Annotated in this window: 15 protein-coding genes; 11 read left to right on the forward strand and 4 right to left on the reverse strand. The window is 63.4% G+C overall.

All coding sequences use genetic code 11. The annotated features are described in order from the left end of the window. Positions 1-5 precede the first annotated feature (5 nt). From thrC to ACZYR5_RS21600, 9 genes are all read left to right on the forward strand, one after another. Positions 6-1400, forward strand: a complete 1395-nt coding sequence (gene thrC / locus ACZYR5_RS21560; protein ID WP_489091459.1) for a threonine synthase — start codon at positions 6-8, stop codon at positions 1398-1400. After that, positions 1397-1834: an Lrp/AsnC family transcriptional regulator gene (locus ACZYR5_RS21565; protein ID WP_027618258.1), complete on the forward strand. Its 438-nt coding sequence runs from the start codon at positions 1397-1399 to the stop codon at positions 1832-1834. The genes thrC and ACZYR5_RS21565 overlap by 4 nt, the downstream gene beginning before the upstream one ends. A gap of 489 nt (positions 1835-2323) precedes the next feature. Beyond that, positions 2324-3373, forward strand: coding sequence for a homoserine dehydrogenase (locus ACZYR5_RS21570; RefSeq protein ID WP_489091460.1), 1050 nt, complete (start codon positions 2324-2326; stop codon positions 3371-3373). 4 nt (positions 3374-3377) lie between these two features. Further along, a complete protein-coding gene (locus ACZYR5_RS21575) occupies positions 3378-4790 on the forward strand; it encodes an aldehyde dehydrogenase family protein (RefSeq protein ID WP_489091461.1) in 1413 nt (470 codons plus the stop codon). A 299-nt stretch (positions 4791-5089) separates the two neighbouring features. Then, positions 5090-6292: a pyridoxal phosphate-dependent aminotransferase gene (locus ACZYR5_RS21580; protein ID WP_489091462.1), complete on the forward strand. Its 1203-nt coding sequence runs from the start codon at positions 5090-5092 to the stop codon at positions 6290-6292. A 53-nt stretch (positions 6293-6345) separates the two neighbouring features. Then, positions 6346-7245 (forward strand): transporter substrate-binding domain-containing protein, encoded by a 900-nt coding sequence (locus tag ACZYR5_RS21585; RefSeq protein WP_489091463.1) that lies wholly within the window; start codon positions 6346-6348, stop codon positions 7243-7245. Between the two features lie 227 nt (positions 7246-7472). After that, the gene (locus ACZYR5_RS21590) at positions 7473-8201 is read left to right on the forward strand and encodes an amino acid ABC transporter permease (protein WP_489091464.1); all 729 of its coding nucleotides are present in this window, start codon (positions 7473-7475) and stop codon (positions 8199-8201) included. A gap of 2 nt (positions 8202-8203) precedes the next feature. Beyond that, complete coding sequence (locus ACZYR5_RS21595) at positions 8204-8890, forward strand: amino acid ABC transporter permease (protein ID WP_489091465.1); 687 nt, start codon at positions 8204-8206, stop codon at positions 8888-8890. Further along, positions 8887-9615: an amino acid ABC transporter ATP-binding protein gene (locus ACZYR5_RS21600; protein ID WP_027618265.1), complete on the forward strand. Its 729-nt coding sequence runs from the start codon at positions 8887-8889 to the stop codon at positions 9613-9615. The genes ACZYR5_RS21595 and ACZYR5_RS21600 overlap by 4 nt, the downstream gene beginning before the upstream one ends. 214 nt (positions 9616-9829) lie before the next feature. On the opposite strand, the gene ACZYR5_RS21605 is transcribed toward ACZYR5_RS21600, so the two are convergent. Next, positions 9830-11221, reverse strand: a complete 1392-nt coding sequence (locus ACZYR5_RS21605) for an aldehyde dehydrogenase family protein (protein WP_489091466.1) — start codon at positions 11219-11221, stop codon at positions 9830-9832. A 100-nt stretch (positions 11222-11321) separates the two neighbouring features. On the opposite strand from ACZYR5_RS21605, the gene ptrR reads away from it, so the two are divergent. Then, a complete protein-coding gene (ptrR, locus tag ACZYR5_RS21610; RefSeq protein WP_027618267.1) occupies positions 11322-12212 on the forward strand; it encodes a putrescine utilization regulator PtrR in 891 nt (296 codons plus the stop codon). Here the strand turns inward: ptrR and ACZYR5_RS21615 are convergent. After that, positions 12206-13540: an aminotransferase-like domain-containing protein gene (locus tag ACZYR5_RS21615; protein ID WP_489091467.1), complete on the reverse strand. Its 1335-nt coding sequence runs from the start codon at positions 13538-13540 to the stop codon at positions 12206-12208. The genes ptrR and ACZYR5_RS21615 overlap by 7 nt on opposite strands. 88 nt (positions 13541-13628) lie before the next feature. Here ACZYR5_RS21615 and ACZYR5_RS21620 point away from each other — a divergent pair, with 88 nt between their 5' ends. Continuing rightward, positions 13629-14243 (forward strand): DJ-1/PfpI family protein, encoded by a 615-nt coding sequence (locus tag ACZYR5_RS21620; RefSeq protein WP_489091468.1) that lies wholly within the window; start codon positions 13629-13631, stop codon positions 14241-14243. Here the strand turns inward: ACZYR5_RS21620 and ACZYR5_RS21625 are convergent. Both ACZYR5_RS21625 and ACZYR5_RS21630 read right to left on the reverse strand, forming a co-directional pair. Beyond that, complete coding sequence (locus ACZYR5_RS21625; protein WP_489091469.1) at positions 14209-14673, reverse strand: GNAT family N-acetyltransferase; 465 nt, start codon at positions 14671-14673, stop codon at positions 14209-14211. The two genes, ACZYR5_RS21620 and ACZYR5_RS21625, sit on opposite strands and share 35 nt — an antisense overlap. Then, on the reverse strand, positions 14670-15206 hold the full coding sequence (locus tag ACZYR5_RS21630) for a cysteine hydrolase family protein (protein WP_489091470.1): 537 nt from the start codon (positions 15204-15206) through the stop codon (positions 14670-14672). Before ACZYR5_RS21630 ends, ACZYR5_RS21625 begins: the two co-directional genes overlap by 4 nt. Between the last annotated feature and the right edge of the window lie 102 nt (positions 15207-15308).

Here is a 15308-nt window from a genome sequence, read left to right on the forward strand (position 1 = left end):
CCAACATGCGTTATGTGAGTACCCGCAGTGCTGCAATCAGCGCCGATTTCGAACAGGTGGTGTTGTCCGCCATCGCCGCCGACGGCGGTTTGTTCGTGCCGGTCGAGCTACCGCGTTTCAGCCCGCAGGAGATCGCCAACTGGTCGACCCTGGCCTATGACGAACTGGCCTGGCGGGTGATCAGCCGGTTCGTCGGCGAAGCGATTCCCGAGACCGATTTGCGTGGGCTGCTCAAGGCCGCCTGCAGCTCTTTCAGCCACCGTTCGGTGGCGCCGTTGCATCAGGTCGACCGTAATGAGTGGGTGCTGGAGCTGTTCCATGGCCCGACCCGCTCTTCCAAGGATTTTGCCGCCCAGTTGCAAGCACAACTGGTGCAGTACTTTTTGCGCAAACGCCAGCGTCGCGCCCTGGTGCTCGGCGCTACCAATGGCGATACCGGGCTGGCCGCGATCGAGGCGTTCAAGGACTGTGACGACGCCGAGCTGGTGCTGGTGTATCCCGGCACCGGCATCGCGCCGCAACAGTGGCAGCAGTTGCAGGCGGTGGATCAGCCGAGGGTGCATCGCCTGGTGCTCAATGGCAGCTTCGACCAGTGCCAGACCCTGGTCACCGAAGTCTTCCGCGACTGGCCGTGCGCCGAGTATGAGGCGGTCAGTTTCAATTCGAGCAACTGGGTCAGCGTCCTGGCGCACCTGGTGTTCTATTTCCATGCGGTGTTGCAGTTGGGGGGAGGGCAGCGGCCGATCGGCTTCAGCGTGCCGGCGGCGAGTTTCGCCCAGGTGTATGCCGGCTACATCGCCGAGAAGATGGGCTTGCCGATCACTCAGATGATCGTCGCCACCAATCGCAATGACGCCCTGCACCAGCTGTTTCTGAAGAATCACTACTCCCGCGGGCCGGCCAACAGCACTTTGTCGCCGGCCATGGACCTGTCGATTTTCTCCAACCTCGAACGGTTTCTCTGGGAGTTGTATGGGCATGACGGCGACGCAGTCCGGGCGCTGATGGAGCGCTTCGAGGCCACGGGCGAGATGAGCATGGCCAACGAGTGCTGGTTGCAGGCGCGGATGATCATCGACTCCTACTCGGTGAGTGATGCCGAGACGGTTGAGGAAATCACTTCGCTGCACCGTGACACCGGCTATGTGATCGACCCGCACACCGCCACCGGGGTGCTCGCGGCACGTTTGTATCGGCGCAGTCTGGTGGCGCCGATGGTGACATTGGGTGAGATTGCGCCCGGCAAATCGTCGCGCTTGCTGGCGGAGTTGGGGATTGCTGTTGCACCGGTCGGGGAGGTTGACAGGCAGGCGTGTGGATCGCGGTTGTATGGCATCGAAGCCGATGATCTGACGGCGATTCGGCAACGCGTGCAGGCGCTGCCAAAGGAGGCGTCATGAAGCGCATTCTCGACCCGCTGGACGAACGGATCATCGCCGAGTTGCGACTTAACGCCCGCGCCGCCCATGCCGAGCTGGCGGCCAAGGTCAACCTGTCGCGCAACGCCGTACGCCAGCGCATCGAACGCCTGGAGCGCGACGGCGCGATCCAGGGCTACACGGTACGCACCGGCGAGGGCCTCGACGGCAGTTCGCAGATCAACGCAGTGATCTTCGTCTACCGCTATGACCGCATGCGCGGCGCCGAAGTCCTGCAGGCCCTGCGGGCGATGCCGGAAGTCATCCAGTGCGACGTCATGAGCGGCGAATTCGACCTGATGCTGCGCGTCGGCGCCGCCACTCCGGAGCGCGTACACCGGGTATGGAACCAGATCTCGGCCCTGCCGGGCGTGGAAAACACCGTGACGTCGTTTGTGTTGTCGTCGGTGGTGTAGACAGCTCCTTTCTCTAATGTGGGAGCAGCCCGGGCGGCGCTCCGCCGCCATCGCTAGCAGGCTAGCTCCCACAGGTTCAGCGCCAAACCTCAATCCAGCATGTGCCGCAGATTTTCTCTGTGGGAGCTAGCCTGCTAGCGATGCAAACAACTCGGTGTATCAGGCCCAGCGCCATCATCGGAACGCCGCCCGGGGCAAGCCCGCTCCCACAGTCAATTTGCGCCGGACGCAGCTGTATGTTCGACGCAAAAAACTCTGTAGGAGCGAGCTTGCTCGCGAAGAACCCGAGACCGCTGCGGGGTGTCAGGTTGGGCGCGTTATCGTTGACGTTCTTCGCCAGCAAGCTCGCTCCTGCACAGTGCATTATGCAGCCGCAGCCGCTGGTCAAAACGCTCAATAAATGAAGCAAATTGGCCTATTTCACTGCCCGCTCCCCGCACCTAACCTAGTGCCCAACAACCCACTCACCTGGATCAAGGGCCTATAACAATGACTGAATATAAACTCGCGCTGGTCGGCTTTGGTGGTGTCAACCGTGCCTTGGCGCAGTTGATTGCCGAGCGTAATCAACAATGGAAAACCGAGCTCGGCTTTACCTTGAAAATCGTCGGCGTGACCGACTTGTTCCTCGGTTCGATCATCGGCCGCGACGGTCTCGACGCCGCTCAATTGGCCAGCCTGCCAGCGGCCAAGGGTGCCTTCGCCCAGTTGCCGGGCGGCCATGCCGAGGCGTTGAATGAAGCGGTGATCAAGGAGTCCGGCGCTGACATCATCGCCGAAGCCACCTTCACCAACCCGGTCGATGGTGAGCCAGCCACCACCTTCTGCCGCTGGGCGCTGGAAGCGGGCAAGCATGTGGTCACCACCAACAAGGGCCCGATTGCCCTGCATGCCGACGAACTGAAGACCCTGGCGCGCCGCAACAACGTGGCCTTTGAATACGAAGGCGCAGTGATGAGCGGCACCCCGGTGATCCGCCTGGCCAAGCAGACCCTGGCCGGCAGCGAGATGAGTGGTTTCGAGGGCATCCTCAACGGCACCTCGAACTTCGTCCTGACCCGCATGGAAAACGGCCTGGCCTTTGCCGAGGCGGTGCGCGAAGCGCAGGAGCTGGGTTACGCCGAAGCCGACCCAAGCGCCGATGTCGATGGTTATGACGTACGCCTGAAAGTGGTGATCCTCGCCAACGAACTGCTCGACGCCAAGCTCAGTGTCAGCGATGTCAGCTGCCGTGGCATCAGCGCCCTGACCCTGGCCGACATCGACCATGCCCGCGCCGACGGTGCCCGCTGGAAGCTGATCGGCGCCGCCTCGCGCAACGCCGATGGCTCGATCAACGCCAGCGTCGAACCGCGCCTGCTGCCCAACGCCCACCCATTGGCCGGGATCAGCGGGGCGATCAATGCCGTGTCGTTCAACACCGGCCTGCTCGGCGCGGTCACCGTCTCGGGTCCAGGTGCCGGACGCACCGAAACCGCCTATGCGTTGTTGTCCGACATCATCAGCCTGCACAACACCGTAGCCTCTGCCCAGGAGTAAGCCTGTGAACGTATCGCGTCTGGCCCTGGCGGTCGTCGAGCCACAAATCGACGTATTCAACCCGTTTGACGGCAGCGTCATTGGCCGTGTCGACCAGGTCTGTGCGACCCAGGTCCCGCAACTGCTCGAGCAGGGCCGCCAGGGTGCGCGGCTGTGCGCCAGCCTGCCGCGCCATCGCCGGGCGCGGATTCTCGAGCAGGCCGCGCTGGACATCGAGCGCGACGCCCGGGTGTTCGCCCAACTGATTGTCGACGAAGCCGGCAAGACCCTGGTGCAGGCGCAGAAGGAGGTCAAACGCTGCGTCAATACCCTGAAACTGTCGGCCGAAGAAGCCAAGCGCAACGCCGGCGAGGTGGTGCCGTTCGATGCCTACGAAGGCTCGGAATCGCGCCAGGGCTGGTTCACTCGCGAGCCGTTGGGCCTGATCGTGGCGATCACGCCGTACAACGACCCGCTGAACCTGGTGGCGCACAAGCTCGGCCCGGCGATTGCCGGCGGCAATGCGGTGATCCTCAAGCCTTCGGAACTGGCGCCGTTGTCGGCCCTGCGCCTGGTGTCCTACCTGGTGCAGGCCGGGTTGCCGGAGTCGGTGGTGACCGTGGCCACCGGTGGCGCGGAACTGGGCAAGGCGCTGGTAGCGGCCCGCGAGGTGCGGATGATTTCCTTCACCGGTGGCTTCGTCACCGGGGAACAGATCGCCCGCACCGCCGGCTTGAAGAAGCTGGCGATGGACCTCGGCGGCAATGCCCCGGTGATCGTCATGGCTGACTGCGACTTGCCGGCGGCCATCGACAGCTGCGTCTCCGGGGCCTTCTGGGCGGCGGGGCAGAACTGCATCGGCACCCAGCGCCTGCTGGTCCAGGCCTCGGTGTACGAGGCGTTCCGCGCGGGGTTTGTGCGCCAGGCCGCCGCGCTGGTGGCCGGCAATCCGGCGCTGGCCGGCACCGATATCGGGCCGATGATCAGCGTGCAGGCCGCACAGAATGCCGAGCAGGTAGTCAACGAAGCGATCCGCGAAGGCGCCACCTTGCTCTGTGGCAACCAGCGCCAGGGCTCGTGCTACTCGGCGACCGTGCTGGAGAACGTCAACCACGCCAGCCGGTTGTGGCGCCATGAGGTGTTCGCGCCAGTGGTGGTGCTGCAGCCGTTCGACAGCTTCGAGGAGGCCATTGCCCTGGCCAACGAGCCGGAATACAGCCTGCACGCCGGGATCTTCACCGGCAATCTGGACACCGCCCTGCGTGCCGCGCGGCAGATCGAGGCGGGCGGGGTGATGATCAATGACTCGTCCGACTACCGTTTCGATGCGATGCCGTTTGGTGGTTCCAAGTACGGCAGCCTCGGCCGCGAAGGCGTGCGCTTCGCTTATGAGGAAATGACCCAGCCCAAGGTGGTGTGCCTGAACACCCTTGGCTAAGGCTTGATACCCACTTCGAACAGGTCGTTTTGGCACCGGTCAGGTTTGGTCACCCGCCGGTGCCTTTTTTTAGTTGTCGTACCACATCGTCGCACCATAAGCGTTCACATTAAGCCCGATTGCCCCAATAACCACGGTTGTGAAGGGGCTTTCTGGCTTTTTTTTGGGCCTGAAATCAGTCGGTTTTGGTGATTGCGAAATCAGAAAATCACATGTCATACTACGTCGTACAACAACTGAGAGGCGCTAGACGATCCTCCGCAGATCGTTAGTGCACCTCCAAGGAAGGCGGGTATTTCATGAGTTTTGAAAGTCAGCGCGTCAAACAGATTTCCTCTTCTCCCAGCATGATCATCTCCATGCGTGCCAAGGAACTGGCCAACGAGGGTCGCGACATTGTCGACATGAGCCTCGGCGAACCGGACTTCGATACCCCCTCTCATATTGTCGACGCGGCCGCCCAGGCCATGCGCGACGGCCATACCCGCTACACCGCCCCACAAGGCACCCTGGCCCTGCGCCAGGCGATCGTCGGCAAGTTCCAGCGGGAAAACGGCCTGGCCTACGGCGTCGACGAAATCACCGTCGGCAACGGCGCCAAACAAGTCATCTTCAATACCTTCATGGCCACCCTCGAAGCCGGCGACGAGGTGATCATCCCCGCGCCGTACTGGGTCTCCTATTCCGATATCGTCACCCTCAATGGCGGCAGCCCACAGGTCATTCCCTGCGGCATCGAGGCTGGTTTCAAGCTCACCGCCGAGGCGTTGCAAAACGCACTGACCGAGAACAGCCGCTGGCTGATCCTCAACTCGCCGTCCAACCCGAGCGGGGCGATCTACACCGAGGCCGAACTGCAGGCGCTGGGCAAGGTGCTCGAGGACTTCCCGCGGGTGCTGGTGATGTCCGATGAGATCTACGAGCACGTGCTGCTTGCCGATCAGCCCTTCGTTTCCTTCGGCAATGCCTGTCCGCAACTGCGCGAGCGCACGCTGCTGATCAATGGCGTGGCCAAGGCCTACGCCATGACCGGTTGGCGCATCGGTTACGCCGCCGGGCCCAAGGCGTTGATCGCGGCCATCAGCAAGATCCAGTCGCAGAGCACCTCGGGTGCCAGTGCGATTTCCCAGGAAGCCTCGCGCGCTGCCCTCGAAGGACCGCAGGATTTCGTCAGCCGCAGCGCCGCCGAGTACGCCGAGCGCGGGCGCGTGTTGGTGGAGGGTCTGAGTCAGTGTGAAGGGTTGCGTCTGAGTGCGCCGGCGGGGGCGTTCTACGCCTTCCCCGAGTGCAGCGCTTTATTCGGTCGGGTCACCCCGGAAGGGCGGGTGATCAGCGATGACGTCGAGTTGTCGTCGTATCTGCTCAACCACGCCGGGGTGGCGGTGGTGCCGGGCCTGGCATTCGGGTTGCCGGGGTATTTCCGGCTGTCGTTTGCCACCTCGCGAGAAAAAATAGAAAAAGCTGTCGTCAATATCCGCGAAGCGCTGTCAGCCCTGCGCTGAAGCCTTTGCCTTTTGCTGTGCCCAAGCTGCCATAACAATAGTCGGAGATCCCCATGCTCGATAAAAAGAAACAGCTGCTCGCCCTCGTCATTGCTGCGTGCCTGGGCACCAGCGCCGCACAAGCGGACGAATTGACCGGAACCCTGAAGAAGATCAAGGAATCAGGGACCGTCACCCTCGGTTATCGCGACGCCTCGTTGCCGTTTTCGTACCTCAATGACGCGCAGCAACCGATTGGCTACAGCATTGATTTGTGCCAGAAGATCGTCGACCAGATCAAGGTCAAGGTCGGCGAGCCGAACCTCAAGACCGAGTACGTCTCGGTGGTCGCGGCCACCCGAACGCCGCTGCTGATCAACGGCACCATCGACCTCGAATGCGGCGTCACCACCAACACCGTCGAACGGCAGAAGCAGATCGGCTTCCTGCTCACCAGCTACGTGGCCAGCGCCAAGTACGCGGTGAAGAAAACCGCCGGGATCAACAGTGTCGATGACCTCAAGGGCAAGGCGGTGGTGGTGATTACCGGCGGCAGCGGCGAGTGGATCACCAAGAACCTCAACCGCGACAAGCAACTGGGCCTGAAAATCCTCAACGCCAAAGACGGCGGCGAAGCCTTCCTGATGCTGGAAACCGGTCGCGCCGTGGCCTACATCAACGACGACGTGCAACTGATGGCGACCATCGCCCAGAGCCGCAGCCCGGACGCTTACACCTTGTTGCCCGAGCCGATGTCGGCCGAACCCTATGCCATCGGCATCCGCAAGAACGACCCGCAGTTCAAGACCTTTGCCGACGACGTGCTGCGCAACCTCTACAGCAGCGGCGTGATCAACAGCCAGTACCCGAAATGGTTCGAGCAACCGATCCCGCCGAAAAACGCGGTGATCAACCTGCCGATGAGCGACGCGCTGAAACAGGCCATCGCCAACCCGAACGACACGGGTGTCTGATCACGGCGGGTCATACAGCTGATCTCCCCGATTTCGGAACCGCACTACATCCCCCTGTAGGAGCTGGCGCCCGCTTGCGGCTTGCCAGCGAAGGCTGCCTGGAGCCTTGCACCGTTAGTGGCGACGCCTTCGCTGGCAAGCCAGCTCCTACATGAGCCGTGACAGGTCCGAATTCGCGGTGAAATCAGCACGCAAGCGTTCCGCTTTCTCGCAAAGGTTGGTGCTTCATGGATTACAACTGGAACTGGAACGTGTTCTGGGACTTTGCGCCCGGAGAATCGTCCTCGTATCTGCATTGGCTGGTGACTGGCACCAGCTGGACTGTCGCGACTACGCTCGCGGCGTTCATCCTCGCGTTTGTCATCGGTGGCCTGGTCGGCACCCTGCGTACCAGCACGCTGCGGCCGCTGGTGTGGCTGGGCAACCTGTACACCGAGGTGTTCCGCAATATCCCGCTGCTGGTGCAGATGTTCATCTGCTTCTTCGTCGTGCCCGAGCTGTTGCCGGTGTCGATGGGCGATTACCTCAAGCAGGATTTGCCCTATCCGTCGTTCTTCAGCGCAGTGGTGGCCCTGACCCTGTTTACCTCGGCCAAGCTGTCGGAGCTGTTCAAGGCCGGCATCGAGTCGGTGGCGGCGGGGCAGCGCGGTGCGGCATTGGCCCTGGGGCTGCGGCCGACGCAGATGTATATGCAGGTGCTGTTGCCCCAGGCGTTGCGCGTGGTGTTTCCACCGCTGACGTCCGAGGCACTGAACACCCTGAAGAACTCGTCGGTGGCCCTGACCATCGGCCTGATGGAATTGACCGCGCAGGCACGCAACGTCAGCGAATACTCGTTCAACACCTTTGAGGCGTTCACCGCCGCAACCGTGATCTACGTGGTCATTTCGTTGCTGGTGACCTTCGTCATGGGTCGCATTGAACGTTCCCTGGCCCTGCGCGGCGCGACGAGGTAGTCATGTTTGATCTAGACCCAAGCGTCATTGTGCGGGCCATGCCGGCCCTGTGGAACGGCCTGAAATTCACCCTGATGCTGACCCTGGTGGCGATGTCGGTGGGCATTGTCGCCGGCACCGTGCTGGCGCTGATGCGCCTGTCCGCCAACCGGGTGCTGCGCGGTTTTGCCCTGGGCTATGTGACGGTGATGCGCAGCATTCCGTTGGTGCTGGTGATTTTCTGGTTCTACTTCCTGATGCCGTTGCTGTTGCAAATGGCCTTCGGCACGGAGCGACCGGTGCAGATCGGCCCGGTGGTGACTGCCTTCGTCACCTTCTGCATGTTCGAGGCGGCGTACTACAGCGAGATCATTCGCGGCGGGATCCAGAGCATCAGCGGTGGCCAGCGACAAGCGGCGGCAGCTCTCGGTTTGCGCCCGGCGCAATCGATGTTCTACGTGATCCTGCCCCAGGCCATGCGCCGCATGACCCCGTTGCTGCTGACCCAGACCATCATCCTGTTCCAGGACACCTCACTGGTGTACGTGCTGTCGATCGCCGACTTTACCGGCGCCGCCAGCAAGTTCGCCCAGCGTGACGGGCGCCTGGTTGAACTGTACCTGTTCGTGGCCCTGGTCTACCTGGTGATCTGCTACCTGCTGTCCAACCTGACCAAGCGCCTGAAAAGAAATGTAGGGAGAACCGCATGATCCAGATGAAAAACCTGAGCAAATGGTACGGCAACTTTCAGGTCCTGAAGAACTGCACCACCGAGCTTTCCAAGGGTGAAGTGATGGTGGTGTGCGGGCCGTCCGGTTCGGGCAAGAGCACCTTGATCAAATGCGTCAACGGCCTGGAGCCGGTGCAGGAAGGCGAGATTTTCATCGAGAATCAGCCGGTCACCGGCAAGGGCGTCGACTTGCCCAAGCTGCGGGCGCGGGTGGGGATGGTGTTCCAGCACTTCGAACTGTTCCCGCACCTGAGCATCATCGACAACCTCAACCTGGCGCAGATCAAGGTGCTCGGTCGTGATCGCGACACGGCGACCAAGAAGGGCATGGCGCTGCTGGAGCGGGTCGGGCTCAAGGCCCATGCGCACAAGTACCCGATCCAGTTGTCCGGCGGCCAGCAACAACGGGTGGCCATTGCGCGAGCCCTGGCCATGGACCCGATTGCCATGCTGTTCGACGAACCGACTTCGGCGCTCGACCCGGAGATGGTCAACGAGGTGCTCGACGTCATGGTGCAACTGGCCCGCGAAGGCATGACCATGATGTGCGTCACCCACGAAATGGGCTTCGCCCGCAAAGTCGCGGATCGCATCGTGTTCATGGACGGCGGCGAGATCATCGAGGACGTCAAGTCCGAAGAATTCTTTGGCGCCCCGCGCTCGGACCGGGCGCGGAGTTTTCTGTCGAAGATTTTGCAGCATTGATGGGGTGAGGTGAGTCAGTCCGATACCTGGCAATTCAGGCGCCGCGGTATTTCTGACACATCGCCTTCGCCGGCAAGCCGGCTCCTACAGAGATTTACGATCGCCTGCGATCCTTGTAGGAGCTGGCTTGCCAGCGAATCAGACGCCTCGGTATGCCTGATACACCGCCTTCGCCGGCAAGCCGGCTCCTAAAGGGATTGCATCGATCAGCCAATCACTTCCGATCCAGCCACACCGCCTGCGCATTGCAGAATTCGCGGACGCCGAAGTGTGAGAGTTCACGACCGAAGCCGCTTTTCTTCACCCCGCCAAAGCTCACTCGCGGGTCGGAGGCGCTGTAGCCGTTGATGAACACGCCGCCGGTTTCCAGTTCGTCGGCAAACTGCTGCGCCAGTTCGGCGTTGGCGGTGTACACAGTCGCGGTCAGGCCGAATTCGCTGTCGTTGGCCAACGTCAGGGCGTGGGCCGGGTCGCGGGCGGTGATGATCGAGGCGACCGGGCCGAACAGTTCCTGTTTGAACGAGGTCATCTGGTCGGTGACATCCCCCAGCACCGTCGGCTGGTAGAAGTTGCCAGGGCCCTCGACCTTGCCACCGCCGAGCAGCAGCGTCGCGCCTTGCTCCAGGGTCTCGCGCACCTGGCCGTCCAGCTCTTCGCGCAGATCGGCGCGGGCCATTGGCCCGAGGTAGGTCGCGGCCAACGTCGGATCGCCCATCACCAGTTTCTGCGTGTGCTCGACGAACTTGCGGGTGAATGCCGCGACCACCCCTTGCTCGACAATCAAGCGCTTGGCCGCCGCGCAGACTTGCCCGGTGTTCTGGTAACGACCAATCACTGCAGCCTTGACCGCTTCGTCGAGGTCGGCGTCGTTGAGCACGATAAACGGGTCGCTGCCGCCCAGTTCCAGCACACATTTCTTCAACGCCGCACCAGCCTGGGCACCGATGGCGATACCGGCGCGCACGCTGCCGGTCAGGGTCACGGCGGCGATCCGTGGGTCGGCAATCGCTGTCGACACACCGTCCGGGGTGACGTTGATCACTTCAAACACGCCGGGAGCAAAGTCGGCTTGCTGGAAAACATCACGCAGCAGATAGGCGCTGCCCATGACGTTCGGCGCATGCTTGAGCACGTAAGTGTTGCCGGCGAGCAGCGCTGGGACCGCGCCGCGCAAAACCTGCCAGATCGGGAAGTTCCACGGCATCACCGCGAGGATCGGCCCCAGCGGCCGGTACTCGATGCGCGCCTTGCCGCCTTCGACCTGGGTCGCTTCGGCGCTGAGCATGGCCGGGCCCTGGGCGGCGTACCACTCGCAGAGCTGGGCGCATTTCTCGATTTCGCCACGGGCCTGGGTGATCGGCTTGCCCATCTCCAGGGTGATCATCTCGGCCATGGCCGTCGCGTTGTCGCGCAGGGCGCGGGCCAGGGCGAGCAGGGCGTCGGCGCGTTGGGCCAGTGGCTTGCGGCGCCACAGAGCGAAACCGCTGGCGGCGCAAGCCAGTGCCGCCTGTAACTGATCGGCGGATTGGTAGGGGTACTGGCCGACCTGTTGCCCGGTGGCCGGATTGGTCGAAATAGCGTGGGTGAGGCTGGATACGTCAGTCATGGCACCGTCCTGCGGGGTGGGGATGGGCGCAGATTACGCTGGCGTATCCGTACTGAAAACTGAATAATCCTGAGCTTGTCGTTCACGTTTGGAGAATGAAGTGGATCTGGTTCAGTTGGAAATCTTCAAGGCCGTGGCCGAGCACGGCAGCATCAGCGCCGCCGCCCAGCAGATCCACCGGGTGCCGTCGAACCTGACCACGCGCATCAAGCAGCTGGAGCAGGACCTGGGCGTCGACCTGTTTATCCGCGAGAAAAGCCGCCTGCGCCTGTCGCCGGCGGGCTGGAGTTTTCTCGACTACGCGCGACGCATTCTCGACCTGGTCCAGGAAGCCCGGGCCACGGTGGCCGGCGAAGAACCCCAGGGCGCGTTTTCCCTCGGCTCGCTGGAAAGCACCGCGGCGGTGCGCATCCCCGGACTGCTGGCGGCCTACAACCAGCAGTACGCCAAGGTCGAACTGGACCTGTCCACCGGCCCCTCCGGCACCATGATCGATGGCGTGCTCTCGGGACGGCTGGTGGCGGCTTTTGTCGACGGTCCGGTGCTGCACCCGGCGCTGGAAGGGGTGCCGGCGTTCGAGGAAGAAATGGTCTTGATCGCGCCGCTCAACCACGCGCCGATCCAGCGCGCGCGGGACGTCAACGGCGAGAGCATCTACGCCTTTCGCGCCAACTGCTCATACCGTCATCACTTCGAAAGCTGGTTCAGCAAGGACGCTGCGGTGCCGGGGCGGATCCATGAAATGGAGTCCTACCACGGCATGCTCGCCTGCGTCAGTGCCGGTGCCGGGCTGGCGTTGATGCCGCGCAGCATGCTCGAAAGCATGCCCGGTTGCAGCACCGTGAGCATCTGGCCGCTGAGCGAGGCGTTTCGCTATTTGCGCACCTGGCTGGTGTGGCGCCGGGGCACGGTGTCGCAGAGCCTGACGATGTTTGTGCGCTTGCTCGAGGAGCGCGGGGTGGTTCAGTCCAAGGCTGCCGAACCTCAATAACTGTGCGCCTCGACCACCCGCCGCACCGTTTGCAGCGCGAGTTCGAGACTGTCCAGCGGCAGCGAGCCGAGGGCCAGGCGGATCGCGTGAGGCACGGCGGTTGAGGTGGCGAACGGCTCGGCGGTCGACACCGAGACGTTCTCCTCCATCAACGCCATCGCCAGCTGATCGGCGCGCACGTCCTCGCCCAGCTGCAACCAGATGAAGTACGACTGCGGGTGGCTGATGCAAGCCAGGCCGTGGAGGATCCGCCGGGCCATGGCCTGGCGCTGAGCGGCATCCTCGCGTTTTTGTTGTTCCAGGCGCGTGACGGTGCCGTCGTCCAGCCATTGGCAGGCAATCGAGGTCATGACGCCGGGGGTGTTCCACACGGTGGCGCGGATGCTGCGTTCGAGGACGGGAATCCAGGCCAGGGGCGCAGCGACAAATCCAACCCGCAGGCCGGTGGCGACACTCTTCGACAACCCTGACACGTAGACGCAACGCTCAGGCGCCAGCGCGGCCACGGGGGCTGGCGGCTGGTCGGCCAGAAAGGCATAGGCTGCGTCTTCGATGATCAGCAGGTCATGTTCGCGAGCAATCCGCACCAACTGTTGGCGCCACGCCAGGCTGGCGACCCAGCCCAGCGGGTTGTGCAGGGTCGGCATGCAATACAGCGCTCGCACCTTGCGTTGTCGGCACAGGCGCGCCAGGGCCTGCAGGTCGGGCTCGCCATCGGCTGCGGGAATCGATGCCAGCTCCAGGCGCTGGGCCTCGGCCAGCACCTTGAAGCCGGGGTAGGTGAGGGCATCGGTGGCGACCAGATCGCCGGGGCGCAGCAGGCCCATCAGGGTCACTGCCAGCCCGTGCTGGGCGCCGCTGACCAGCAGTACCTGCGACTCGTCGACCGTCAGCCCTCGGCACCGCAGATGCCGGGCGACGGCGGCGCGCTCGTGGGGCCGGCCGCCATGGGGCTGGTAGCGCAGCAAGGCTTCCAGATCGCCGGCGGTGGCCAGTTGGCGCAAGGCACCGCGCAGCAACTCGGCCTGGCCGGGCAGCGCCGGGTAATTGAAGTTCAAATCGAGCAGGCCCGAGGCCACGGCGTGCTGGTCGACACCGAGGCCGGCGGGCAGGGCGGTCTCGCGGACGAAAGTGCCGCGCCCGGTTTCGCCGCTGACCAGGCCCATGCTTTCCAGCTCGGCGTAGACCCGGGTGGCGGTGGCCAGCGCCAGGCCGTGCTGGCCGGCCAGCTCGCGGTGGGTCGGCAGGCGGGTGCCGGGGGCCAAACGACCGCTGCGAATATCGGCGGCGAAGGCGTCCACCAGCGACTTGTAGCGAGAGCGGGCCATGGGCTTGTATCCAGTACAATTTTTTGATTGTCCTGATTATTCGCCTTAGCCTGACTCGACACAACGTCCCGTTAAGGAAGAGCCGGCCATGCACATCACTATCGTCACCTTCGAAGGTTTCAACGAACTCGATTCCCTGATTGCCCTCGGTGTGCTGAACCGGATCAAGACTCCCGGTTGGCGTGTGTCGATCGCCAGTCCGACGCCGCGAGTGCGTTCGATGAATGGCTTGCTGATCGAATCCCAATCCACCTTGCAGGAAGCCAGTGCAGCCGACGCGGTGATCATCGGCAGCGGCGCGCTGACCCGCGAAGCCGTGGCCGACCCGGCGTTGATGGCGCAGTTGCAACTCGATCCCGAGCGCCAGCTATTGGCGGCCCAGTGTTCCGGCGCGCTGGTGATGGCCAGGCTCGGCCTGCTGCACAATGTGCCGGCCTGCACCGACCTGACCACCAAACCCTGGGTCCAGTCCGCAGGCGTCGAAGTGCTGAACCAGGCGTTCTTCGCCCGCGGCAACGTCGCCACCGCCGGCGGCTGCCTGGCCTCGACCTACCTGGCGGCGTGGATCATTGCCCGCCTGCAGGGCGAAGAAGCGGCGCGTAACGCCGTGCACTACGTCGCGCCCGTGGGCGAGAAGGAGCACTACGTCGAGCGCGCCATGGCCCATATCACGCCGTACTTGCAGGCAAGTGCTTGCGCATGATGATCGTGCGTTCGGCACCATGGAACTGCTCGCCCTGCACCTCGTAACCAAGCCGGCGGTAAAAGCCCTCGGCGGTCAGCGAGGAGGGCACCCGCAGGGTGTCGATACCGGCCCGGACGGCGGCTTGATGAATCGCCATCATCAATTGCCGGCCAATGCCGCTGCCCTGACACCGAGGATCGACGAACACACTGCGCACCACATCGCGGTCAAGGCTGGCGGTGGCGATCACCTGCTGGTCGTCGGTCGCTACAAAAACCTGACGCTGCTCAAGCAAGCCGAGAATCGCTGCCGGCGAGAAGTTGGCGGCCACCTGCTCGATGATCTCTTGCGAGTAATCAGCCGCATTGGACTCGCGCAACGCCGCCAGCACTACCTGACTGATGGCGCTGGCATCGCTGGCGCCGGCCAGGCGAATCTGCAGGTTCATGGCTGTTCTCCCTGAGGGAATTGCCAGTCGGCACTGCGCACCAGCCGACAGAACGGCCCGGCCAGGGTCGCATTGTGATGGGCGATGATCGCCTCGGCACTGAGTGTCGCGGTGTCACTGCAACCATGGGCGTCTTCGACCAGTAGCGCGTCGAAGCCCAGGTCACGGGCGACGCGGCAGGTGCTGTCGACGCAGTACTGGGTCTTCATCCCGGCGATCAGTAGCGTCGATACGCCGAGTTCACGCAGACGCTGGGCGAGTTCGGTGCCGGAAAAGGCACTGGGGCGGTTTTTTTCAAAGATGATTTCATCGCCCCGCAACGCCAATTCCGGGATCAAACAGGTCAACGGGCTGCCGGGCTCGATCGGCGAGCCGGGTGGGCCGACGTGCCTTGCGAGAAACACCGGCGCGCCGGCCTGGTGGGCCTTGTCCAGCAAGCGATTGATGTTGCCCAGCAGGGCTTCGCTGCGCCAGGGCGCGTCGGGGCCGCGGAACAGGCCGACTTGCATGTCGAGGATCAAGAGTGCGTGCATGGTGCATTTCCTTGCAGTGAAGCCAGCGACAGCGAGGCAATAAAAAGGCCCCGTCCATGGCTGGCGGGGCCTTTGAAGTCACTGTGCCGGTTGGCTCACAGC

The sequence above is a fragment of the Pseudomonas sp. F007 genome (assembly GCF_057814275.1).

Bases quoted from the DNA above. Each gene is read 5' to 3' on its own strand.
- thrC (WP_489091459.1), top strand. From the start codon at position 6: ATGCGTTATGTGAGTACCCGCAGTGCTGCAATCAGCGCCGATTTCGAA.
- ACZYR5_RS21565 (WP_027618258.1), top strand. From the start codon at position 1,397: ATGAAGCGCATTCTCGACCCGCTGGACGAACGGATCATCGCCGAGTTG.
- ACZYR5_RS21570 (WP_489091460.1), top strand. From the start codon at position 2,324: ATGACTGAATATAAACTCGCGCTGGTCGGCTTTGGTGGTGTCAACCGT.
- ACZYR5_RS21580 (WP_489091462.1), top strand. From the start codon at position 5,090: ATGAGTTTTGAAAGTCAGCGCGTCAAACAGATTTCCTCTTCTCCCAGC.
- ACZYR5_RS21585 (WP_489091463.1), top strand. From the start codon at position 6,346: ATGCTCGATAAAAAGAAACAGCTGCTCGCCCTCGTCATTGCTGCGTGC.
- ACZYR5_RS21590 (WP_489091464.1), top strand. From the start codon at position 7,473: ATGGATTACAACTGGAACTGGAACGTGTTCTGGGACTTTGCGCCCGGA.
- ACZYR5_RS21595 (WP_489091465.1), top strand. From the start codon at position 8,204: ATGTTTGATCTAGACCCAAGCGTCATTGTGCGGGCCATGCCGGCCCTG.
- ACZYR5_RS21600 (WP_027618265.1), top strand. From the start codon at position 8,887: ATGATCCAGATGAAAAACCTGAGCAAATGGTACGGCAACTTTCAGGTC.
- ACZYR5_RS21605 (WP_489091466.1), bottom strand. From the start codon at position 11,221: ATGACTGACGTATCCAGCCTCACCCACGCTATTTCGACCAATCCGGCC.
- ACZYR5_RS21615 (WP_489091467.1), bottom strand. From the start codon at position 13,540: ATGGCCCGCTCTCGCTACAAGTCGCTGGTGGACGCCTTCGCCGCCGAT.
- ACZYR5_RS21620 (WP_489091468.1), top strand. From the start codon at position 13,629: ATGCACATCACTATCGTCACCTTCGAAGGTTTCAACGAACTCGATTCC.
- ACZYR5_RS21625 (WP_489091469.1), bottom strand. From the start codon at position 14,673: ATGAACCTGCAGATTCGCCTGGCCGGCGCCAGCGATGCCAGCGCCATC.
- ACZYR5_RS21630 (WP_489091470.1), bottom strand. From the start codon at position 15,206: ATGCACGCACTCTTGATCCTCGACATGCAAGTCGGCCTGTTCCGCGGC.